This is a genomic window from Planotetraspora thailandica, assembly GCF_016863335.1.
GTDB classification, from domain to species: domain Bacteria; phylum Actinomycetota; class Actinomycetes; order Streptosporangiales; family Streptosporangiaceae; genus Planotetraspora; species Planotetraspora thailandica.
In genome coordinates this window covers 42,025-62,813 of record NZ_BOOR01000010.1, presented here as the reverse complement: position 1 = coordinate 62,813, position 20,789 = coordinate 42,025, and the positions used below count along the sequence as shown (strand labels likewise).

Below are 20,789 nucleotides of genomic sequence, written 5' to 3'. Positions count from 1 at the left end.
CGTGATCAGAGGTCTCTGCGCATGACAACACGGGGCGCCAGGTCGATGCCCAGCGCCTGCTCGTGCCGTACGAGCGCGGTCAGCTCGAGCCCCCACTCCTCAGGGGCCAGTACGGCGAAGCCGCGCCGGGCGTACCAGGGCGCATTCCACGGGACGTCGCGGAAGGTCGTCAGTGTCATGGCGGCGGCTCCCGTCGCGGCCGCCGCGTCGCAGGCCGCGGTGAGCAGCTCCGTTCCGATGCCCCGCCTCCCGTGATCGGGGTGTACGGCAAGCTGATCGAGGTGCGCATGGCCGTCGACCACGCCGAGCATGGCGAATCCCACCGGTGGCCGGCCCGCGACGATCACCCGGGCCGGATCGTCGCACTCCTCGATCATCGTCGTGCCCGGAGGGAAGACGATGCCCAGCGGCGCGAACATGCCGTCGGCGGCGAGCTCCAGCCGGACAAGATCTTCGAGGTCACCGGCCTCGGCCCATCTGATCATGGGTCAACTATGGCTCTCCGGGCCGGTCAAGGCGCGTTTATTTTCGTGTTCGTCCGGGTCGCCCTGGGACAAAGTGGCGTCACGGGCAGCGTGGAAGTCCGCTATCCTTCTTCCTGGCGCTGCACTCAGCGGTGTCACGGCAGGTTGCCCGAGTGGCCAAAGGGAGCGGTCTGTAAAACCGTCGGCTCAGCCTACGCAAGTTCGAACCTTGCACCTGCCACACCAGCCTAAAGAGGCCCCTGATCAGCAGAAATGCCGGTCGGGGGCTTCTTTGTTCATGATCCGTGAGTGACCATGATTCCCCGCTGTTTCCCGTGGGATATGGCACGCCTGTGGCACGTGATCAAGCTCGTATCCACGCCCCGGAGGCGCTCCGCGAGCCTTCTGTTACAAGGTTCCCAAACGATCTCCAGCGGCGTCCGAATCAGTTCGCGCCGCTGGTCGACGACACCGCGGCTGTTCAGATCCGTACGGCTCGATCCGGCATCGTCCGTCCCAATGGCTCCCACAATGGGTTCGCCACCGTCGCCTGAACTGCCCTGCAGGTAGACCCGCAGCATGCCGATGTCTGGGGACCGGCGCGAAGATATTCGAGCGTGTGGAGAGGCGATCGATCAGCGATGGGCGGTTGCGATGAGGCGTCGCAGTGCGGCGTGGGCGGGTGGGCCCCATGTAGCCTTGCCGCCTGGGCGGCCGCGGACGCCGGCTTCTCCGATATGGATGCCGCCGAGGGCGCGGCGTACCGCCCATCCGCGTGCGCGGCGCAGGGTCGCGGCGTTCGGGGCCGGCTGGTAGGCGTCATAAAAGCGGTCGGCGGCGCCGTCCGGCAGCAGGCTCCAGGCGGCGGCGAGGTCGCAGGCCGGATCGCCCGCGAAGAGGTCGCCGAAGTCGATCACGCCGCAGATGGTGCCGTCCGCGGTGAGGACGTTGGCCGGATGCAGGTCGCCGTGGAGCCATAGCGCCGGGCCTGTCCAGTCGGGCGCGGCGACGGCGTCGTCCCAGACCGCGCGGACGGCGTCCGGGTCGGGGATCAATCCCATCTCGGTGGCCGAGGCGAGCCCCTTGACGAACCCCTCGGAGTAGTCGGCCAGCGGCCCTCCGCGGTCCCGGCCAGCGGGCGCCTGATCGGGGGCGGGTTGGTGCAAAGCCGTCAGGAAGGCGGCCAGGACGTCGGCAGCCTCCGTGGCGCGCGTGACGGGGGCGCGGTCGGCAGGCTCGCCCGGCACCCAGGTGGTGACGATCCAGGGTCGTGGAAACAGAGCGGAGGGCTCGCCGAGGCGCTGCGGGACGGGTACCGGCAGAGGAAGGCCCGGGGCGAGGACGGGCAGCCAGGTGTGCTCCTTACGCAGCAGCGCGTCCGCAGACTGCGTCGCCCAGGGCAACCGGACGGCGAGGTCGTCGCCGAGCCGCCAGAGCTGGTTGTCCCAGCCACGCGCGCCGAGCCGCAACGGGCGATCGGCCAGGTCGGGGTGCTGGTCACGCAGCAGATCCCGCACGAGCTCCGCGCTGATCTCGATCTCGGTGTGAGTCATGCGAAGCAACAGTAACCGCATGGCGACCCGCCCGTTTCCTCCCCGGTTCAAGGCTTTCAGGAAAGGAGACCCAGGGTTCGGGCAGTTCCCGGGCTGTCAGCTTGGGAAGCGTATGGATCACGGCTGTTAGGGGTGCTGACCTGGGCGTGAGACCGGTCCTGAGTGACCGTGGTTGCCTCCTCGTCACCCTGGTTAATGGCCCGCTAATGGCCCGGCGGTCATGCGGTGTCTCCGATGCACGAGGCCCCCGCACGTAAGGAAAAGCTAGTCCCCGTCGTGTCTGGCCGAGGAGGTCGGAGGCGGCTGGATATTCGCCTGGAGGGCATCGATGACCCAGGCGTGCTGCGCGCGAAAGGCCCCAGCGGTCAGCTGGTCGCGGATGGGTCCGCACCAGCGTGGCCACCTATGCCGCGCCGTGCCCATGACAGCGCATCTGAGTGCGGTGTTCGCGCCTCGTACGACCTTCGGAGCCGAAACTCGGCGATCTCAAGGTAAGAACTGCGGTCCGGCGGATTCTAAGGATGCGGGGGTCCGGGTGGGGCCGGGCCCTTCCGCAGTTTGTCTGCCAGCCATGCCGGTCGCGACCCGGTGTGGTGCGACCTCGAGGAGCCCTCATGACCGTCCTGAACCCCGGCGACCGGTTCCCGGAGTTGACCGTCTCGCTGCCTGGGGGCGCCGAACTCACCCTGCCCGACGCGCTGTCGGGCGACTACGGCGTGGTGCTGGACTACCGGGGCGCGTAGTGCCCGTGCTGCAACACCCAACTGCGGGTGACACATGTCAGTCACATATGTGCCTCACGTTGAACCAGTGATGTTTTGGGAGCCGTGTCCGGGTTTCGCTGGCCGCCACCGGTCTGCCGTTGCTGCAGCACTCGGTTCCTTCGATTACTCACAGAGGATGAACATGACGTTTTACATCTCCCCAGAAGCGGATGATCTTGCCACCACTCCCGGAGGCATCTACGTACCCGTCAACGGCGGGCGTACCAAGTGGTTTTCCGGCGACGTCTATTCGGTGAAGCTGACGGCCGCGCAGACGAGAGGATCGCTGGGTGTCGTGGAAGCCTCCGTTCCGCCAGGCGGCGGCCCGGTAGCACACACCCATGCCGACCAGGACGAGACGTTCTACCTGCTTGCGGGAGAACTCGAGTTCCTGGACGGTGATAGGACGTTCACCGCAGGGGTCGGTGACCTAGTCCACTGCCCGCGCGGCGTGCGCCACCGCTTCAAGAACGTCGGACTCCACACAGCCAGGATGCTGTTCTTCTACACACCTGGAGGCTCCGAGGGATTGTTCTTGGAAGGCGGCGACGACCCGGAGCCGGGCGTCCAGGTCCCGACCTGGGGCCCAGAACGCTTCCAAGGGCACATGCTCGACCTCTTCGCGAAGTACGGCCTGGAGGCGTTGCCTGAAGGCTGAACGTCCCCGCGGGGCACAGGCGGGCGTCTGGGTCCGAGCCCTTGGCACTCGTGGACCTCGTCCGCCGGATGATGGCGGATCACCGCCGCGAGCGTCGGCGACGGGCATCACTTTCAGCTCTTTCTTTCTCCCGACGGGCGCGAGTGATCGCTTGCATTGGCATCAGCCGGGAGCGTCTCGTGCGGCCCGCAGATTCCTCTCCTCTACCTCAGCCGTCTACGGCCAGTGACTATGAGCAGGCCCTTGACGATCACCCCGGAGCCGGAGTGCCCCCGCCGGAGGCGTGGGTTGTACGGTCGCCTGCATGGACCCGAACTACTTTGCTGATGCCCGTCACGTTTGGACGACCTACGTGCCACGTCGGGGACAAGCGGAGACTGTCCAGGGTGAGTTGCTGCGGGCGGTGGAGAAGCTCGATGCGGCATCTGTAAAACCGTCGGCTCAGCCTACGCAAGTTCGAACCTTGCACCTGCCACCAGGGATTTTCCCAGCTCAGAGGCCCTACGGGGCCTCTTTTGCTTTCCGGGGACATGCAGCCCTGCCGCCGGATCCCCTTCGACCTAGCCGCGCTCCTGGGCCGCCCATGCGAAAAAGGACCGGATGGCGGCACGGTGCCGGTTCCAGGTCGCGGACGCCGCCTCGCCCCACGCGGCGGCGAAGGCCTCGGCGACCTGGGCGGCTGTCACCTTGGGCAACGGGGTGTCGTCGCCAAGGTGACGGCGCAACCGCGTCAGAGTCTGTCCGTGGGAGCGGACGGTCTCGGCGTTCAGGCCTGGACGGGAGAGGAAGGCCTCCACTGCTTGGGCGAAGGTGACGGCAGCTCCACCCGGAGCCGCCACTGTCGAGGGCCGGTCCGCCTCGATCGTGGTGGAAGGCCTCAGGTGCGCCTCCGTCGTTGCGCAGGGGGACCGCCGGGCTCGACGGCGTGGCGCTGTTGGTAGACCTCAGGGTCGAATGCCAGGGGCCGGCCACCCGTGGACCCTTTGGCGCGGCGGTTGGCGTCCTGATCGGCCTTGCTCGGAATGGTGGCTTTGATGCCGCGTCGCCGCAGGTAGGCGCGGTTGGCCTGCGGACTGTCCCCGCGCTGACCGGCGGTCAGCAGGATAGACAGCGGCTTCTGGTCTTGCTCACAGGCCAGGTGCACCTTGGTGGTCAGCCCGCCGCGCGAGCGCCCCAGCGCCGCCTCGCCACCGCTCAGGTGGCCACGAGGTCTCCAGTGTTCGGTTTGTCATGGTCGACTAACCACCTACCGGAGACCTCGCTCATTGTCGATCTACGACACGTCCGCAACCATCAGGCTGGACGGGGACTTCGATGCAGGCCCTAATGACGGCCTCAACGGACCAAAGACACTCGACGTCGGCGGGCAACTAATCCCGATTTTCAGCCCGGAACGGACTACCTGGGTGACTATCGCCGTGGACGGCCGCGTACACCGGTGGACGTGACCTGGCCTGACGGTCATCTACCGCCCTGTGGGTCGCGTTTGAGTAGGCAAGGCGGCTCCGCACCATCTTCCGTACCCGCACGAGTCGCTCGATTCCGGGCACCGCATTCGCGCCCCTTACATCCGCAGCTCTCGTCAGTTCGTGGGCGGGATGTTGTGGTTGATTCGGAACAGGTTCGCTGGGTCGTACCGCCGCTTGATCTCGCGGAGCCGCGGATATGCCTCCTCCGACCAGGCCAACGCCGCGGTCTGCGGTTCCGCGTCGCCCGCGAACATGAAGTTCAGATACCGGCGGCCGGTCGACCACGGTGCCAGGGCGTCGATCAGCGTCTGCTCGTAGCCGTGCAGGGCCTCGGCGTCGGGCGGGCCGCCCGCCGCCACGAGGAAGATGTTGAAGAGCGTCGCGTCGCGGTTGCCGACCGCGTTCGGCACCGCCGGCGGCCGGGCCAGCGCACCGCCCATGTGACGGATCTCGGCCAGGACCAGCGGCGAGGCCGCGTCCGGGCCGGCCAGCCGAAGGAATTCGTCCACCGCCTCCGCCGGCAACTCGCTCAGGAGGGCACCATGCTCGAACAACGGCAGCGGGTCAACCGGGTCGTTGTGTACCGCCGCGACCGCCGAGTACGGCATCTCGCCGACCGCGTCGATGATCGGCTCGCCCAGTGCCCGGAACGGCGCGACCAGCCGTTCGCCTTCCGCCGGGTCTCCGAGGTACGTGATCCGCAGATGGGCCACCAGCCGGTCGCGCAGCGGTTCCGGCACGAACGGCAACGGAGGCAGGTGCAACAACCCGACTGAGCCTGACATCTCCTCCGGCACGTCGGCCGCCCACTCGCGGAACAGGTGCAGCACCTTCCCGGATAGCTCGCCCGGGAAGAAGATGCCGCCGCCGTAGAAGCTGCGGATCGGGAACAGGTCGAACTCGATCGCCACCACGACCCCGAAGTTGCCTTTACCACCGCGCAGCGCCCAGAACAGGTCGGGCTCGGATTCCGCGGTGACGCGCCGCAACTGGCCGTCCGCGGTCACGACCTCCAAAGCGGTGACGTGGTCGGCGGCGTACCCGTGTTTGCGGCCGAACGGCCCCAGACCTCCGCCCAGGGTGTAGGAGACGACTGTCACCGTCGGCGACGAACCGTTCAGACCCGCCAGACCGACCTTGCTTGCCTGCTCGATGAAGTCGGCCCAGCGGACGCCCGCCTCGACCCGGGCCGTGCGAGCACCCTCGTCGATCGCCAGCCCGGTGAGGCGCCGCGTCGTGATCAGGACCGAGCCCGCCGACGACACCGAGCTGCCGTGACCCGCGCCCAGCACCGCGACCGGCAGGTCATGAGCCGCGGCGAACTTCACCGCGGCCTGCACGTCGGCCGCGTTCTCGGCGCCGACCACGACGGACGGCGTGTGCACCACGGTCAGGTTGTAAGTGCGAAGCTCCTCCACGTAGCCCTCATCCTCCGGTAGGAGGACGGGACCGGTCACGGCCGCTCGAAGGTCGCCAATGGACAATTGTGTACTCATAAGAAAATGGCCTTTCAGAGTGGTACCGGACTGCTGGACCATCGAGCCCGGCTCTCAGTGGGCAAATTGGGCAAAAGGGTGCATCGCAACGGTTTCGGCCACCCCGCCGGTGTCCAGCCACAGATCGGTCTCCACGGGCCCAGGGCTGACCGTGGTGGACCCGCACGCCGCGCGGACCGACCTCTTTCGACAGCGCTTTGCAGATGTCCAGCAGGCCACCGCGGTTCCGGCCTCGACGAGGGTGGCCGGGCCGTTGAAGATCCATGGCGGTTCCTCCGAGGGGGAGGAACCATGGCGATCGGCGGTTACTTGAGGAAGGTGAGCAGGCGCTGGGTCATCTCGTCGGGATGTTCTTCGTAGATCCAGTGGCCGGAATCGGGGACGACGAAGCCGGTGACGTTCTTCGCGTACCGCTTCACCTGGTCGGGCACGAAGGAGCCGAGGCTCCCGGAAGCGCCGATCGCGAGCACCGGCATGGTGAGCTTGTGCTTGCGGTAGACGGCGTTGTCCGCCATGTCCTGCGGCAGCGTACGGAACCACGCGAGGCTCGCTTCGAGGTGCGCCTTGTCCCGCAGGTAGCCGGCGAAGACCGAGACATCGTCCGAAGTGACGGCGCCCTTCTGGACCTCGAGATTCTCGATGAATTTGCCGGTCCACGCGGTCTCGCGGCCAGTGATGAGGTCTTCGGGCAGACCGTTGGCGAGTGCGAAGAAGCCGAAGTGCCACGCGCCGGGACCGTCCGCGGTCAGTGACGCGAAGGAGTAGATGCTGGGGTCGGGGATCGGTGCCTCGCTGAGCACCAGTTTCCGTACGTCCGCCGGATGCGCGGCGGCATAGGAGTACGCGACCATCGTGCCGATGTCGTGCCCGACGATGCGGAGATCCTTGTCCCGTCCGAGCCGCACCAGCAGCGCGTGCAGTTCCGCGGCCATCGTCTTCTTGTCGTAGCCGGCCGCCGGGGCGTCGCTGCGTCCGGCGCCGGGCAGGTCGGGGGCGATGACCGTGTAGTGCTCGGCCAGGGCCGGCATGATGTGCCGCCACTCATACCAGGTCTGCGGGTATCCGTGGATCAGGACCAGAGTCGGTCCGTGGCCGCCGATCACGTAGTCGATGCCGACCGAGCCGGCCTGCACCTTGTGTTCCGAGAATCCAGCGGGCATCTGCTCCTTCACGGAGGGGGCGGACGTGGGCGAAGCGGCGCTCACCGGCCCGGTGACGACGACGGATGCCAGTCCGACGGCCGCGGCCACGGCGAGCAGCGCCAGACCGCGCGGTTTGGACAGGCGAAGGGAAGGACGCATCGATGGCTCCAGGGTGAAGAGATATTGAGCGGTCGACGTCAGAGCGTGCTGACGAGACCGCCGTCGATGGTGAAGTCGGCGCCGGTGACGTTCCCGGCCCGGGCGCCGGCCAGGAACACGACGAGGTCGGCGACTTCCTCGGGCCGGGTGAAGCGTCCCGTGACGGCATCGCCCGCGGCCTGTTCCGCGACGGCTTCCGCGCTGCCGCCCGTGGCGCGCGCGACGGTTGAGGCGACCCCGTCGCCTCCCAGCCACAGATCGGTCGCGACGGGCCCGGGGCTGACGGTGTTGACGCGGACGCCCGACGGCCCGACCTCTTTGGAGAGCGCCTTGCAGAAGTTGGACAGCGCGGCCTTGGCGGCGCTGTAGTCGATCACGAGCGGGTCGGGCAGGAACGCGTTGACCGAGCTGACGGTGACGATGCTGCCCGTGCCGCGTTCCACCAGGTGGGGCAGCGCGGCGCGAGTCGCGCGGACGGCCGCCAGGAAGTTGATCGTCAGCGTCGCGTCCCAGTCTTCGTCGGTGATCGAGCGAAACCCTCCGGTTCGCGGATGGACCGCGCCGACATTGTTGACCAGGACGTCCAGACCGCCGAAGGCCGACACCGCCGCTTCCACGAGCGTGCTCGGCCCCTGCGGATCGCGCAGATCGACGGCGACGGGATGCACGTTCCCCGCGTCTGCCATCTCCTTCAGCTCTGCTGAGACATCCCTCGAGCCGGTGACGACGGCCGCGCCCTCGCGGACGAACGCACGGGTGACGGCCAGGCCGATGCCCCGGCCTGCGCCGGTGACGATCACGGTTTTGCCGGTCAGTCCGAGATCCATGTCGAATCCCCTCCAGAGCGTGCGGACGGTCCTACAGGGACTGCTTGCGCAGCCATGTCAGCGTGGTGTCGGCGACGTCGCGCCAGCCTGAGTCGATGGTCAGCGAGTGGCCCCGGTCGGGGAACGCGGTGATGTCGGTGACGGCGTCGGAGTGCCGGTACTGCTTGAGCGTCGCGCGGACGACGGTCTCCGGGACGGTGTGGTCCTTGCCGCCGGTCATCAGCAGCAGCGGGCCGCGTCCCTGGTTGGCGGTGTCGACCTTGGCCGGTGAGTGCGGGTTGAAGTTGGCGGCGGCCGCCTCGAACAGCGGCTTGCCAGGTGCGGGGATCGTCCACGTCTCATACAGCGTGTCCGACTCGGCCTCGGAGATGGCGTTGCCGAACGCGAACCGGAACTGCTCGGCGGTCAGCGAGACCGCACGGTGCTTGTTGGCGGGGTTCTTGAACACCGGCAGCGTGGCGCGCAGCGCGGACAGCGGGAGCGGCAGGACGCCCTTGATCTGCGCGGCGTCGATCGCGACGGCGGCGCGGGCCAGGTCCTGTCCGAGCAGCTTCTGCGCGATCATTCCGCCGAAGGAGTGGCCGACGAGGATCGGCGGGGTGTCCAGGGTGCGAATGATCCCGGCGAAGTGTTCCACGACGTCGTCGATGCCGTGGTCGGCGATGCTTTCGGGGTTCTCGCGTGCCTCGGCCACGGTATCGGGGTCACCCGGCCAGCCGGGGGCGGACGGCGCGTAGCCCGCGTCGCCGAACATCTCGATCCAGGGGGTCCACGATGTGGCGTGCAGCCAAAGGCCGTGGATGAAGATGACGGGGATCGGTGTCGTCATGGTGCCCTTCCAGGTGCGGGTCCTTGTCTGTCGCATCAGGAGAACACCGGCACCGGAGGCTTCGTATCAGGGAAAGACCACAGTCCCCCGCGGTGCTTGCCACAGGCGGTGTGGTTTCCTAACTTCGGAGCACATGAGATCTTTCGTCCGGTTTCCGACGGAATGCTCGTGTCGGAGGTGACAAGAGGGGCGTTCCGTGACGACTGGTACTGGGGGCTTCGGGCACGTGGACCCTGATGCGGTGGACGAGTTGTTCGTCGGCCGTACGCGTGAGTTCGACCGCCTTCGGTACTGTGCGGGCAAGGTCAGGGCAGGGGACTCCTGGCTGGCCGTCATCGAGGGTGAGGCCGGGATCGGCAAGAGCGCCCTCGTGCGCCGGTTCGCCGCGTCACTGGACGACTTCAGGGTCCTCCGGGCGATCGGCGACCCATCGGAGGCCGACCTGCCCTACGGCGTGATCGGACAGCTGACCCGGCATGTGGGCCGAGCGGTGCTGGAACAGTTCCCCTTGCTGGCCGAGAGTCCCCCCGCGGGAACGAATCCGCACGTGGTCGGCGGGCAGTTGCTGCTCCTGCTGGGTGCGTTGCAGGAGTCCGGGAACCCCGTCGCCGTGATCGTGGACGACGTCCAGTGGGCGGACCGGCTGTCGGTCCAGGCGCTGGGCTTCGTTCTGCGCCGTCTCTGGGCGGACCGGGTCCTGACGATTCTGGTGACCCGGCCGGAGGCGGAGGCGTCCGGCGAAACGCTGGAGAGGCTGCTGCGGTCGTCGGAGCGGACGGTGAAGGTCGATCTGGGCGGGCTCGGCGGCGGCGAGATCGCGCAGCTGGCGCAGGCCCTGATCGTAGGCCGATTGGCGCCGGGCCTGGCCGACCGGCTGTACGCCTACACCCGGGGGCACCCGCTGTACGTCCGGACGGTGCTGGCGGAGATTCCCGCCGACGTGCTGCGAGACGGCGTGCTGGAGCGCTGGCCCGTCCCGCGATCGCTTCAGGTCGGGATCAGGGCGCAACTGGACCATCTCCCGCAGGAGTCCCGCGACCTGCTGGAGGCGATGGCGGTGCTGGACGCGCAGGTTCCGCTGTCGACGGCCGGTCGGCTCGCCGACCTCCCGGACCCGGCGCGCGCGCTCGGGCCCGCTCTGGCCGCCGGGCTCGCGCTGTGGTGGCCCAAGGAACCTCAGAGCCCCGTCGTCCTGGTGCACGCGCTCCAGCGCGACACGATCTATGAGGCGCTAACCCCCGAACGGCGTCGCTTCCTGCACGCCGGTGCGGCTGCGCTCGTGGGTACGGCCGCCAGCTGGGCCCATCGGGTCGCGGCGGCCGTGACGACCGACGCCCGGCTCTCCGACGAGCTCGACCGCTCCGGAATGGAGGAGGCGGCGAGCGGACGCAACGCCGTGGCCGCCACCCGCCTCCTGTGGGCCTCTTCTCTGTCGGTCGACCGCGCGGATCGCGAACGACGGCTGCTCACCGCCTGTGCCCAGTCGCTGCTCACCATGCAGCCCGGCTGGTCTGCGAACCTGCGGCAGCAGGTGGAGGACTGCTCGCCGGGGCCGCTGCGCAGCTGCGTCCTGGGGACCCTGGACATGATGGCGGGCCGGTTCGCCACCGCCGAGGCGCACCTCACCCAGGCATGGCAGGAGGCCCTGTCGCTCCCGAAGCCCGGCTGGGTCGCCGTACTGGCCGGCACCTTCCTGGCCAACATCACGCTCTGGCGCGGTCGGGGCGCCGAGACGGTGGAGATCGCCCGTCGCACCCTGACGATAGGCGATCTCGACCCGGCCACGACCGACTTCACCCGCGCGGCCCTGGCGACCGGCCGGCTCTGGCACGAAGGTCCGCGCGCGGCATTGCAGGACCTCGCGCATCTGCCGGTCCAGGGCACCACGGTGCGCAACGACAATCTCGACACGCTGGCGACTCGCGGCGTCATGCGTCTGTTCCTGGGCGAGCTCTCCGCGGCGCGCGCCGATCTCCAGATCGTGGCGCAACGTGACCAGCAGGGAGCCGGATCCAAGTTCGGCCCCCTGACGCTCTCCCTTCTGTCCGTTGTCCACTACCTCGCCGGCGACTGGGACGAGAGCGAATCCACCGCGGAGCGGGCCCTGGACGTCGCGGCATCACAGGACCAGCTGGTGGGCGAGGCACCGGCCGGTTTCGCGGCCGTCTGCGTCAAGGCCGGCCGGGGCGAGTGGGACATCGTACGGCGACACCTCGACGACCTGGCGCGGATCGCGCAGTCCCTCGACGCGGCAGGCGAGATCGTCTACTCGTCCCTGGCGGCGGCGACCGTGGCCCAGGCCCAGGCCGACTACACGGCCATGCTGCGCTCGCTCCGGCCGCTGCTCGACGGGACGGCCGAAAACGGCGGATTCCGCCTGCTGTACAAGCCCTTCTGGCTGTGGCAGCAGTCGCTGCTCATCGAGGCGCTGACCGGCACCGGACGGGTGGACGCCGCAGCGGTGGCACTGCGTGAACTGCGGGCGGCCTACGACGGCAACGGCTACCTCGGGGTCGTCATCGCCAGACTGGGCGGTCAGCTCGCCGAAGCCCAGGGCCGTCCGTACGACGCCCTCGCGATCTATGAGCAGGCCGTCGCCGCCGACACGGACACCGACACCGCGCCCCTCTACCGGGCCATCGTGGAACACGCCTACGGAAGGCTTCTCCTGGCCACCGGTTCCACGTCGCGACGAGATGCGGCAGCGTGGCTCCACAAGGCTCACGGCCGTTTCAGCACGCTGCGCGCCGTGCCGTTCGTCCGGCGGTGCGAGGCCGATCTGTCCGCGAGCGGGCTCACGGCCTTCGAACGGGATCCCAGCCGGCTGTCGGCGCTGACGGAACGCGAGCTCTCGGTGGCGCACATCATCGCGAGCGGACGGACGAACCAGGAAGCCGCGGCGGAGCTCTACGTCAGCCAGAAGACGGTCGAATACCACCTGTCCCATATCTACGCCAAGCTCGGCATCTCCTCCCGCCGCCAGCTCGCCGAAGCCCTTCGCTCTTCGTGAGCCTTGCCCGGCCCGACCCTGGGACCGACGATTAGGGACCGTCCCTAGTGTCCCGGTCGGGCATCGGTGCTTCTCTTGATAGAGGAGATCACCGCCTCAGCGGTTTCGCGAGTGGTGTCCGCTCAGACCGCAACGGGGAAGGGAGTGGTCCCCATCACCGATCCACTCAGCTTCGCGGAGGTGCTGCGCCGCCATCGGCACGCGGCGCGTCTCACGTTGGAACAGCTCTCCGAAGCCTCGGGGGTCAGTGCCCGAAGCCTGTCCAACATGGAGCGGGGACGCAGCAGAGGACCCCAGCACCGAACCGTCACCGCCCTCGCGGACGCACTCGCTCTCGATGAGAGCGCCCGCAAGCAGCTCATCGAGCTGGCGCGGGACGGCCGCCTGCGGGATCACTGGACCCGCCCGACCGGGCTGTGCGCGCTGCCCCGATCCGTCGGCGACTTCACCGGCCGGGCCGCCGAGCTGGCCTGGACGAACGATCTGGTGCGCGCGGGCGCCTCGCCGGGTGCGGCCGGCGTCGGGCTGATCACCGGTCCCGCCGGTCTGGGAAAGACCACGTTCGCCGTTCGCGCCGCCCATGCCCTGCGGTCCGAGTTTCCGGACGGGGTGTTCTTCCTTGATCTGTTCGGCATGTCCCCGCACCCTGTCGCCGCCGGGGAGGCTCTGGCGCTGCTGCTTCGTGCGCTCGGCGTCGCGGATCACGAAATCCCCAATGACGTTCCTGAGCGTGCCTCCTTGTACCGGTCGTTGCTTGAGGGGAAGCGCGTTCTGGTCGTGCTCGACAACGCCGCCTCCGAGGAGCAGATCCGGCCACTGCTGCCCAGCGGCAGCCACGGCAGGGTCCTGATCACCAGCCGCCGGCTGCTGGCCGGTCTGGAGGGGGTGCGCAGGCTCAGCCTGGGACCCCTGCCCGTGGCCGAGGCCACCGAACTGCTGGCCGGGATTGTGGGCGACCGCTCCGCATCGGACGGTGAACCGGCGCTGACGCAGCTCGCGCAGCTGTGCGGCGGGCTGCCTCTCGCGTTGCGGATCATCGGGAACCGGCTGGTCAGCCGTCCCGGCTGGAGCGCCGCCGAGCTCGTCGCCCGGCTGGCGAACGAGGAACGCCGGCTTGAGCAGCTCAGTGCCGGTGACCTCAAGATCGCCAAGGCGTTCGGGATGTCGTACGAGCAGCTCGCGGTGTCCGCACGGCGCGTCTTCCGCCGGCTCGCCCTGGTGCCGGGCCGGGACTTCGACGCCGCTCTGGCCGCGGTCGCCGGCGGGATTTCGGCCGAGGATGCCTGGGACGCCCTCGACGAGCTCGTCGACCTCGGTCTGCTGCAGGACGGCGCGTCGGGCCGGTACCGCTTCCACGACCTGGTCCGGCTGTTCGCCCGCGACAGGCTTCAGGCGGAGGACACCGCGACCGAGCGCGATGCTCTGATCGAGACGGTGACGTCGTGGCTGCTGCGGATGGCCACCACTGCCGGGCGGTGGTTCGAGCCCGCATACGGCCGTCCCGACCGGCCTGATCCCGACCTCGCCCACCTGTCCTCCCCCGAGGAGGCCGACCACTGGCTGCGCGTGAACGTGGACAACTGGCTGGGCGCGTTACGCCACATGGCGAGCATCGGCCGGTTCGCCGCCGTCCTCGACTGCGCCGAGTCAATGAACTGGTTCTCCGATCAGTGGATGCACGCGCCGCACTGGTACGAGGTGTTCACCCTCGGTGCCGAGGCCGCCGATGTTCTGGGAGATCCCGCCCGGCAGGCCAAACAACTGAACATGCTGGCCTGGGTCCATCTGGTGCCGCGAGAGGACCTGGAGACCACACTGCGCTACACAGCCCAGGCGATAGACCTGGCGACCCGCAGTGGTGCCACGGTGCAGATCGCCTTGGCCCACCACCACGCGGGAGGCGCGCTCCGACGGCTCGGGCGGATCGATGAGGCCATCGCGGCGGAAACCCAGGCGGCGCAGATCCACAAGGCCAACGGCGACATGGATCGGTACTGCCACTGTCTCGGCGCCCTCGGCACCTGTCTGCGCGACGCGGGACGCCACACCGAGGCGCTGGAGCAGTACCTCGCTCTGTTGGCACTGCTGAACGACGACCGCTCGGGGATGACGCCGAGCGTCGCGGCGTTCCTCCGGCCGATCGTGCTTGCCCGCGTCGGCGAATGTCTGGGATCGCTCGGCCACCGGGCCGAAGCGATCACCAAGCTCACCGAGGCGATCGGCCTCATGGAGCAGGCTCAGCTGCCCGTCCCGCAGGCACGCTCCCTGGAGACACTGGCGGCCCTGCTGGCCGACGAGGGCCGGACCGGCGAGAGCCGCCATGCCTACGCGCGGGCGGCCGAGGTGTACGAGGCCATCGACGACGCCGAGGCGAGCAGCCGCTGCCGCGACCTTGCGGCCGCTTCTCCTCAGCCGCCGAAAGCCGGTTGAGTGTGGAACTTCTTCCTGCTGTTGTGCATGGTCTGGTTCCTTCCGCGCGACTTGGATTGAACGCACAGGACAGGCGTCAAGCCTGTCCGTCCATCCACGTCAGGAGCGACCATGACGACAATCAAGAACGTCGTGCTCGTGCACGGCGCCTTCGTGGACGGATCCGGTTGGCAGGGCGTCTACGACGAGCTCACCACGGACGGTTTCCACGTCCGGATCGTGCAGAACCCGACGTTGTCGCTCGACGGTGACGTCGCCGCGACCCGCCGGGTGCTCGACGTGCTCGACGGCCCGGCCGTCTTGGTCGGCCACTCCTACGGCGGGGCCGTCATCAGCGAGGCCGGCACCCACCCCAACGCGGCGGCGCTCGCGTACATCGCCGCGTTCGCCCCTGACAAGGGCGAGTCGGTCGGCACCCTCATCGCCGACCCGCCGCCCGGGGCGCCGGTGGCGCCGATCCTGCCCCCGCGCGACGGCTTCCTCTATCTCGACCGTGACAGGTTCCACGGCTCGTTCGCCGCAGATCTGCCCGCACAACTGGCCGCGTTCATGGCCGACGCGCAGGTCCCCTGGGGCGTGGACGCCCTCGCCGGGGCGGTCAACGAGCCGGCCTGGCGGCACAGGCCCAGCTGGTACCTCGTCGCCACCGAGGACCGCATGATCCCGCCGGCGGCCCAGCGCGTCATGGCCGAGCGCGCCGGATCGTTCGTCGTCGACGCGATCGGCAGCCACGCCGTCTACGTCTCACAGCCCGCCGTGGTCGCCGAGCTCATCCGCCAGGCAGCCGTCTGATGACGGCCGTCACGCACGACGTGCTCGCGCTTCTCGCGGAGGGCTTGTCCGACCGCGCCGTCACGGCCCGGCCGACGATCGCCGAGCACCCGGTCGAGGCGTGAACGGGGGGTACGAAGTGAGCATCGTCGTGGACCTCGTGGGGCGGGACGCCGAGTTGCGGGGCCAGATCCTCGCTAGTGGTGTCCGCTCAGACCGCAAGGGAGTAGGCGCATGAGCAGGGGCCTGCCGGTCGGCGCCCGCGACCGGCCGCTCATCGGCCGCATCGAGGAACAACACGTCCTGGCCGGCCTTGTGGCCGGCGTCCAGGAAGGGCTGAGTGGCGTGCTGGTACTGGTCGGCGAACCCGGGACCGGCAAGACCCGGCTCCTTGATCAGGCCGCGACGGGCTGTCCGGATGTCCGCGTCGTCAGGATCGTCGGTGTGGAGTCCGAGGCGCATCTCGGCTTCGCCGCGCTGCACCGCCTGCTGCGCCCCTGGTCGCCTCATATCGAGAGCCTTCCCACCCCGCAGCGCGACGCGTTGCGCTCGGCGTTCGGCCAGGTGGCCGGAGTCGCGGCCGACCGGTACCTCGTCGGCATGGCGGCTCTCACGCTTCTCGCCGATGCCGCCTCGGTCCAGCCCCTGCTGTGCGTGGTGGAAGACGTGCAGTGGCTGGACCGGGAATCGGCCGAAGCCCTGGCGTTCGTCGCTCGCCGCCTCCATGCCGAAGCCGTGGGGCTCCTGTTCGCCACCCGCCCGCGCTCTGACGGTTCGGCCCTCTTCGACGGGCTACCCGTCATGACGGTGTCCGGGCTGCCCGATGGCGATGCCGGGAGGCTGCTGTCGACGAGCGTCGCCGGACGTCTCGACGACGCGGTGGCCGCGAAGATCGTCACCGGCACCGGCGGCAACCCGCTGGCGTTGATCGAGCTCGCCCGCACGCTCACCGCTGAGCAGCTGTCGGGCCGCGCCCCCTTGCCCAACCCTCTCCCGGTCGGCCGGCTCCTCGAAACGCATTTCCTGCAGCAGATCCAGGCCCTCCCCGCGGACACCCGGACCCTGCTCCTCGCGGTCGCCGCCGCGCCGCCCGGAGACCAGTCGCTGCTCTGGCGGGCCGCCGCTCACCTGGGGATCGCCGCGAGCGCGGCGGACGCCGCGCTGTCCGCGGGCGTTCTCACCCACCACGGCTCCCTGGACTTCCGGCACCCGTTGATCCGCTCCGCCGTCTACCGGGGCGCCGACGCGGTCGAGCGGCGCAGCGTCCACGCCGCCCTCGCCGCCGTGAGCGATCCGGATCGCGACCGGGACCGCCGATCGTGGCATCGCGCGCATGCCACGATCGGCCTCGACGAAGAGGTCGCGGCGGAGCTCGAAAGAGCCTCGGAGCACGCACGTTCCCGCGGCGGCCACGCGGAACAGGCCGCCTTCCTGTCCCGCGCAGCGGAGCTCACTCCCGATGCCCGCGATCAGGCCGCGCGGCTCGTCGCGGCCGCACACGCCTACGTCGTGGTCGGGGATCCGGTCGCGGCGCGGAAGATACTCGGCCGTGCCGAGCTCGGCCTGGACCGTCCCGTGCTGCGCGCCCGTGCGCGGCAGATCAGGGCGACCGCCGAGCTGTACCTCGGCCGGGTCGCCGCCACCCCCGCGATTCTCCTGGACGCTGCCGAGTCGATCGCCGACCTGGATCCCCGTCTGGCGCGGAAAATGATGTTCGAAGCACTCCAGGTGGCTCTGATCACATACGACCGCTCCGTCGGAGTCACCCCGCAGGGTCTCGCTCGCGCGGTGCTGGCGTCACCTGCGATGGAGTCAAGGGAACCGACCTTCTCCGACCTGCTGCTCAACGCCTACGCCACACGCATCGCCGTCGGCCACCGGCCCGCCGTGCCGTTGCTGCGCGGCGCGCTGGAAGCCCTGCACACGGACGGAAGCCTCGCCCAGGACGGCCTGCCGCTGGCGGTCGTGGCCATGTTCGCGTCCGAAGACGTGTGGGACGACGAGGGAGGATGGCGGGCGTGGAAGCGGCTCGAAGCCTTCGATCGCGAGAACGGAGCGCTGGGCGCTCTGCGGACCACACTCATGGTCGGATCCATGTGGGAGCTGCGCGCGGGCCGGTTCTCAGCGGCGGGCGCGCTTCAGGACGAGCTCGCTGATCTCTCCAGCATGATCGGACAGTCGTCCTCCGGAGACATCCAACGGATCGAGCTACTGGCATGGAGCGGTAGAGAGGCCGAGACACGGGCGCTGGCGGACGCCGCGCGGACCGGCTCGACCGTCGGTCTCGTCGACTTCGCCAGGAACAGCCTGGCGGTGCTGGAGCTGAGCCTCGGCCGCTACGCCGAAGCGCTGGCCTGCGTCCTTCCGTCATTCGAGGCCGACAGGCCGGGCACCGGCACCAGATCGTTGCACGAGATCGTCGAGGCAGGAGTACGGAGCGGCGACCACGTCGCCGCGAAGGCGGCCCTCACCCGTCTGGAGGAGCGTGCCCTGGCCGCTGACACCGCCTGGGGCCGCGGCCTGCTCGCCCGCTGCAGGGCGCTGATGGTCGACGACGAGCACGCCGAGCGGCTCTACCGCGAGTCGATCGAGCTGCTCGGCCACACGCGGATCACGACCGAACTCGCGCGAAGCCACCTCCTGTTCGGCGAGTGGCTCCTGCGGCGCAAGCGCCGCAGCGACGCACGCCTGGAGCTGCGAACGGCCTACGAGATGTTCACAGGAATGGGCGCCGCGGCGTTCGCCGAACGAGCCCGAGCCGAACTGTCGGCGACCGGCGAACACCCCCGCAAACGAACCGCCCCCAACGCCAATGCCCTGACTCCCCGCGAAAAGCAGATCGCGACCCTCGCCGCTTCCGGAGCCACCAACAGCGAAATCGCCGCCCGCCTGTTCCTCAGCACCTCGACCATCGAATACCACCTCAACAAGATCTTCCGAAAACTCGACATCACCTCCCGCCGCAAACTCGCTCCGCTCCTCCAAGATGCGTCCTGACCAGCCTGAACGCCCCCGCACGTTCCTCGATCGGGACCCGGGTGATGCTCCGGGAGGCGATGGAGACCGCCATGGTCGCGCTGGAGCACACGGTCGGCACCACGCCGCTCGAGGTGGCCCGTGCCGTGCTCGCTGCGGCTCACCTCCCGGCGGCAGCTGCGCGAGCTGTTCAAGGACGGCCCCGCCGGCTGATCCCCGGCCTGTGGACACACTGGGGTGTTTCCCTGATTCGGCGGCCCGCCCCGGCGCGGTTCCATGAGGACGACCGGTCAAGGCGACGTGATCGCGGACTCCGGCCACTGGATCTCGAAGAACATCCGGCCGAACTCACCCGGCACCTGCTCGCCCTCCTCGACTGAGAGCTGGATCCATCATGATGAACCCCCTCCGCCGGCGCGGTGTGATGATCGCGCTGGCCGTCCTCGCCCTGTTCGCGCTCGGCGCCCCGGCATCGGCCGCCAGCCGTCCCGATCGCCCGAAGCCGACCATCGTTCTCGTGCACGGCGCCTGGGCCGACGCGTCGAGCTGGTCGGACGTGACCGGCCGGCTGCAACGGCTTGGGTACACCGTGCTCGCCGCGCCCAACCCCCTGCGCGGGCTCCGCAGCGACGCCGCGTACCTGTCGGCGTTCCTCGCCCAGCGGACCAGCGGCCCGGTCGTCCTGGTCGGCCACTCCTACGGCGGCGCGGTCGTGACCAACGCGGCCGGCACCGACCCCGACGTGAAGGCGCTCGTCTACGTCAACGCGTTCGCGCCCGACGAGGGCGAGACGGTCCTCGGGCTGCAGGGTGGCGGCGACCCGAGCGCGCTGTTCGACGTCGTGGCCTACCCTGGGGCGCCGGCCGGAGACGTCGACCTCTACATCAAGCAGTCGGTGTTCCCGCAGGCGTTCGCCGGTGATCTGCCCGCCGCCACGGCCGCCCGGCTGGCCGCCGAGCAGCGCCCGATCGCGCTGAGCGCGCTGCAGGAGCCGTCCGGGCCGCCCGCCTGGAAGACGCTGCCGAGCTGGTACCTGGTAGGCACGAAGGACGGCATCCTGCCGCCGTCGCTGCAGGTCACCATGGCGAACCGGGCGCACAGCCACATCACCAAGGTCGCCGCGTCGCACCTGTCGATGTTGTCCCGGCCGCAGGCCGTGGTGGACGTCATCGTCGCCGCCGCCAAGTCCGTCCGCTGAACCCGCACGCGGCCCCGCCCCAGGGGCGGGGCCGCGTCCCCCGCGTTCGTCGTCGTTGACGAAAACGACGTGCTTGCGCGACGAGGGCGAGGCCTACGCCCGCAAGCCGACCGCGGCAGGGGTGCCCACCACCAGCGTCCGCTACAGCACGCTGCACGACTTCATGATGCTCAACCCCGTCCGCTCGACCGCGGCGGCAGGCGCCGCCGTCGCCCAGGCCATCGAGGTACTCGAGGCCGCCCTGATCTCTGGAAAGGCGAACTCATGACCACCACAGAACAGCCCGTCGTCGTCCTCGTCCACGGCGCCTTCGCCGAGTCGGCGAGCTGGAACCGCGTCATCCAGCGTCTGCACGGCCGCGGGCTGACCGCCGTCGCGGCGGCCAACCCGTTGCGGAGCGTGGCGGGCGACGCCGCCTACGTGCGCGACGTGATCGCCGGCATCGGACGGCCGGTCGTCCTGGTCGGCCACTCCTATGGCGGCATGGTGATCAGCCAGGCGGCGGCCGGCAACGACGCCGTGCAGGCCCTCGTGTACGTCGCCGCCTTCGCACCCGAGCTCGGAGAGAGCGCGCTGGTGCTGTCTGGCAAGTTCGAGGGCAGCAGCCTGGGTGGCGCGCTGGTCGCCTACCCGGTCTCCTCCGGCGGCAACGAGTTCCGGATCGCCGAGGACAGGTTCCACCACCAGTTCTGCGCCGATCTCGACGCCGATGAGGCCGCCCTGATGGCGGCGACCCAGCGCCCGGTCACCGAACAGGCGCTGACCGACGAGCTGACGGTGAGCGAGCCGGGCTGGCGTACCAAGCCGTCCTGGTTCGTCCACGGTGATCGCGACCTCAACATCCCGGCCGAGGCGCTGAGGTTCATGGGCGAACGCGCCGGCTCGCGTGGAACCCGCGAGATCGCGGGCGCCTCTCACGCCATCGGGGCGTCCCAGCCGGACGCTGTCGCCGCCGCCGTCCTCGACGCCGTCGGCCACGTACAGGGCTGAACGAAGGCAGGCGTGGTCGGGCACGCGGCGAATGAGAAGCTGCCCGACCACGG

The 20,789-nt window shown here is 69.5% G+C and carries 17 protein-coding genes, 1 tRNA gene and 1 pseudogene; 11 read left to right on the top strand and 8 right to left on the bottom strand.

All coding sequences use genetic code 11. The annotated features are described in order from the left end of the window. Positions 1-5 precede the first annotated feature (5 nt). On the bottom strand, positions 6-485 hold the full coding sequence (locus Pth03_RS09285) for a GNAT family N-acetyltransferase (RefSeq protein ID WP_203943757.1): 480 nt from the start codon (positions 483-485) through the stop codon (positions 6-8). A 138-nt stretch (positions 486-623) separates the two neighbouring features. Here Pth03_RS09285 and Pth03_RS09280 point away from each other — a divergent pair. Beyond that, a tRNA-Tyr gene (locus Pth03_RS09280) sits at positions 624-705 on the top strand. Positions 706-1,099: 394 nt separating this feature from the next. Here the strand turns inward: Pth03_RS09280 and Pth03_RS09275 are convergent. Continuing rightward, the gene (locus Pth03_RS09275) at positions 1,100-2,017 is read right to left on the bottom strand and encodes an aminoglycoside phosphotransferase family protein (RefSeq protein ID WP_203943756.1); all 918 of its coding nucleotides are present in this window, start codon (positions 2,015-2,017) and stop codon (positions 1,100-1,102) included. 614 nt (positions 2,018-2,631) lie between these two features. On the opposite strand from Pth03_RS09275, the gene Pth03_RS42025 reads away from it, so the two are divergent. Together Pth03_RS42025 and Pth03_RS09270 are read left to right on the top strand one after the other, a co-directional pair. Continuing rightward, positions 2,632-2,760: a hypothetical protein gene (locus Pth03_RS42025; RefSeq protein ID WP_275413063.1), complete on the top strand. Its 129-nt coding sequence runs from the start codon at positions 2,632-2,634 to the stop codon at positions 2,758-2,760. 163 nt (positions 2,761-2,923) lie between these two features. After that, positions 2,924-3,439 carry a cupin domain-containing protein gene (locus Pth03_RS09270; RefSeq protein WP_203943755.1) on the top strand — a complete coding sequence of 172 codons (516 nt, stop codon included), beginning with the start codon at positions 2,924-2,926 and terminating at the stop codon, positions 3,437-3,439. Positions 3,440-3,999: 560 nt separating this feature from the next. On the opposite strand, the gene Pth03_RS41340 is transcribed toward Pth03_RS09270, so the two are convergent. The 6 genes and pseudogenes from Pth03_RS41340 to Pth03_RS09245 all read right to left on the bottom strand — a co-directional run bounded on the left by Pth03_RS41340 (position 4,000) and on the right by Pth03_RS09245 (position 9,361). Then, positions 4,000-4,236 carry a site-specific integrase gene (locus tag Pth03_RS41340; protein WP_275413062.1) on the bottom strand — a complete coding sequence of 79 codons (237 nt, stop codon included), beginning with the start codon at positions 4,234-4,236 and terminating at the stop codon, positions 4,000-4,002. A gap of 119 nt (positions 4,237-4,355) precedes the next feature. Further along, positions 4,356-4,652 (bottom strand): annotated as a pseudogene (locus Pth03_RS41335) (IS5/IS1182 family transposase); the annotation flags it as partial. Positions 4,653-5,021: 369 nt separating this feature from the next. Beyond that, positions 5,022-6,365: an FAD-binding oxidoreductase gene (locus Pth03_RS09260; RefSeq protein ID WP_239118880.1), complete on the bottom strand. Its 1,344-nt coding sequence runs from the start codon at positions 6,363-6,365 to the stop codon at positions 5,022-5,024. A 344-nt stretch (positions 6,366-6,709) separates the two neighbouring features. Then, positions 6,710-7,705, bottom strand: a complete 996-nt coding sequence (locus Pth03_RS09255; RefSeq protein ID WP_203943753.1) for an alpha/beta fold hydrolase — start codon at positions 7,703-7,705, stop codon at positions 6,710-6,712. 38 nt (positions 7,706-7,743) lie between these two features. Beyond that, positions 7,744-8,532 carry an SDR family NAD(P)-dependent oxidoreductase gene (locus Pth03_RS09250; protein WP_203943752.1) on the bottom strand — a complete coding sequence of 263 codons (789 nt, stop codon included), beginning with the start codon at positions 8,530-8,532 and terminating at the stop codon, positions 7,744-7,746. Positions 8,533-8,563: 31 nt separating this feature from the next. Further along, on the bottom strand, positions 8,564-9,361 hold the full coding sequence (locus Pth03_RS09245; RefSeq protein WP_203943751.1) for an alpha/beta hydrolase: 798 nt from the start codon (positions 9,359-9,361) through the stop codon (positions 8,564-8,566). A 196-nt stretch (positions 9,362-9,557) separates the two neighbouring features. Here Pth03_RS09245 and Pth03_RS09240 point away from each other — a divergent pair, with 196 nt between their 5' ends. From Pth03_RS09240 to Pth03_RS09205, 8 genes are all read left to right on the top strand, one after another. Further along, positions 9,558-12,371 (top strand): helix-turn-helix transcriptional regulator, encoded by a 2,814-nt coding sequence (locus tag Pth03_RS09240; RefSeq protein WP_203943750.1) that lies wholly within the window; start codon positions 9,558-9,560, stop codon positions 12,369-12,371. Between the two features lie 144 nt (positions 12,372-12,515). Next, the gene (locus Pth03_RS09235) at positions 12,516-14,801 is read left to right on the top strand and encodes a helix-turn-helix domain-containing protein (RefSeq protein WP_203943749.1); all 2,286 of its coding nucleotides are present in this window, start codon (positions 12,516-12,518) and stop codon (positions 14,799-14,801) included. Positions 14,802-14,912: 111 nt separating this feature from the next. Continuing rightward, entirely contained in the window at positions 14,913-15,593 is a 681-nt protein-coding gene (locus Pth03_RS09230; RefSeq protein ID WP_203943748.1) for an alpha/beta fold hydrolase, read from the top strand. A 213-nt stretch (positions 15,594-15,806) separates the two neighbouring features. Next, positions 15,807-18,569 (top strand): helix-turn-helix transcriptional regulator, encoded by a 2,763-nt coding sequence (locus Pth03_RS09225; protein WP_203943747.1) that lies wholly within the window; start codon positions 15,807-15,809, stop codon positions 18,567-18,569. Between the two features lie 71 nt (positions 18,570-18,640). Next, positions 18,641-18,928, top strand: a complete 288-nt coding sequence (locus Pth03_RS09220) for a hypothetical protein (RefSeq protein ID WP_203943746.1) — start codon at positions 18,641-18,643, stop codon at positions 18,926-18,928. 14 nt (positions 18,929-18,942) lie between these two features. Further along, entirely contained in the window at positions 18,943-19,746 is an 804-nt protein-coding gene (locus Pth03_RS09215) for an alpha/beta fold hydrolase (RefSeq protein ID WP_239118879.1), read from the top strand. Positions 19,747-19,819: 73 nt separating this feature from the next. Next, positions 19,820-20,014 carry a hypothetical protein gene (locus Pth03_RS09210; RefSeq protein WP_203943745.1) on the top strand — a complete coding sequence of 65 codons (195 nt, stop codon included), beginning with the start codon at positions 19,820-19,822 and terminating at the stop codon, positions 20,012-20,014. Next, positions 20,011-20,736 carry an alpha/beta fold hydrolase gene (locus tag Pth03_RS09205; protein WP_203943744.1) on the top strand — a complete coding sequence of 242 codons (726 nt, stop codon included), beginning with the start codon at positions 20,011-20,013 and terminating at the stop codon, positions 20,734-20,736. The genes Pth03_RS09210 and Pth03_RS09205 overlap by 4 nt, the downstream gene beginning before the upstream one ends. Positions 20,737-20,789 lie beyond the last annotated feature (53 nt).

Excerpts from the sequence above, each read along its gene's own strand:
- Pth03_RS09285 (WP_203943757.1), bottom strand. The coding sequence starts at position 485 with ATGATCAGATGGGCCGAGGCCGGTGACCTCGAAGATCTTGTCCGGCTG.
- Pth03_RS09275 (WP_203943756.1), bottom strand. The coding sequence starts at position 2,017 with ATGACTCACACCGAGATCGAGATCAGCGCGGAGCTCGTGCGGGATCTG.
- Pth03_RS42025 (WP_275413063.1), top strand. The coding sequence starts at position 2,632 with ATGACCGTCCTGAACCCCGGCGACCGGTTCCCGGAGTTGACCGTCTCG.
- Pth03_RS09270 (WP_203943755.1), top strand. The coding sequence starts at position 2,924 with ATGACGTTTTACATCTCCCCAGAAGCGGATGATCTTGCCACCACTCCC.
- Pth03_RS09255 (WP_203943753.1), bottom strand. The coding sequence starts at position 7,705 with ATGCGTCCTTCCCTTCGCCTGTCCAAACCGCGCGGTCTGGCGCTGCTC.
- Pth03_RS09250 (WP_203943752.1), bottom strand. The coding sequence starts at position 8,532 with ATGGATCTCGGACTGACCGGCAAAACCGTGATCGTCACCGGCGCAGGC.
- Pth03_RS09245 (WP_203943751.1), bottom strand. The coding sequence starts at position 9,361 with ATGACGACACCGATCCCCGTCATCTTCATCCACGGCCTTTGGCTGCAC.
- Pth03_RS09230 (WP_203943748.1), top strand. The coding sequence starts at position 14,913 with ATGACGACAATCAAGAACGTCGTGCTCGTGCACGGCGCCTTCGTGGAC.
- Pth03_RS09225 (WP_203943747.1), top strand. The coding sequence starts at position 15,807 with ATGAGCAGGGGCCTGCCGGTCGGCGCCCGCGACCGGCCGCTCATCGGC.
- Pth03_RS09220 (WP_203943746.1), top strand. The coding sequence starts at position 18,641 with ATGGTCGCGCTGGAGCACACGGTCGGCACCACGCCGCTCGAGGTGGCC.
- Pth03_RS09215 (WP_239118879.1), top strand. The coding sequence starts at position 18,943 with ATGATGAACCCCCTCCGCCGGCGCGGTGTGATGATCGCGCTGGCCGTC.
- Pth03_RS09205 (WP_203943744.1), top strand. The coding sequence starts at position 20,011 with ATGACCACCACAGAACAGCCCGTCGTCGTCCTCGTCCACGGCGCCTTC.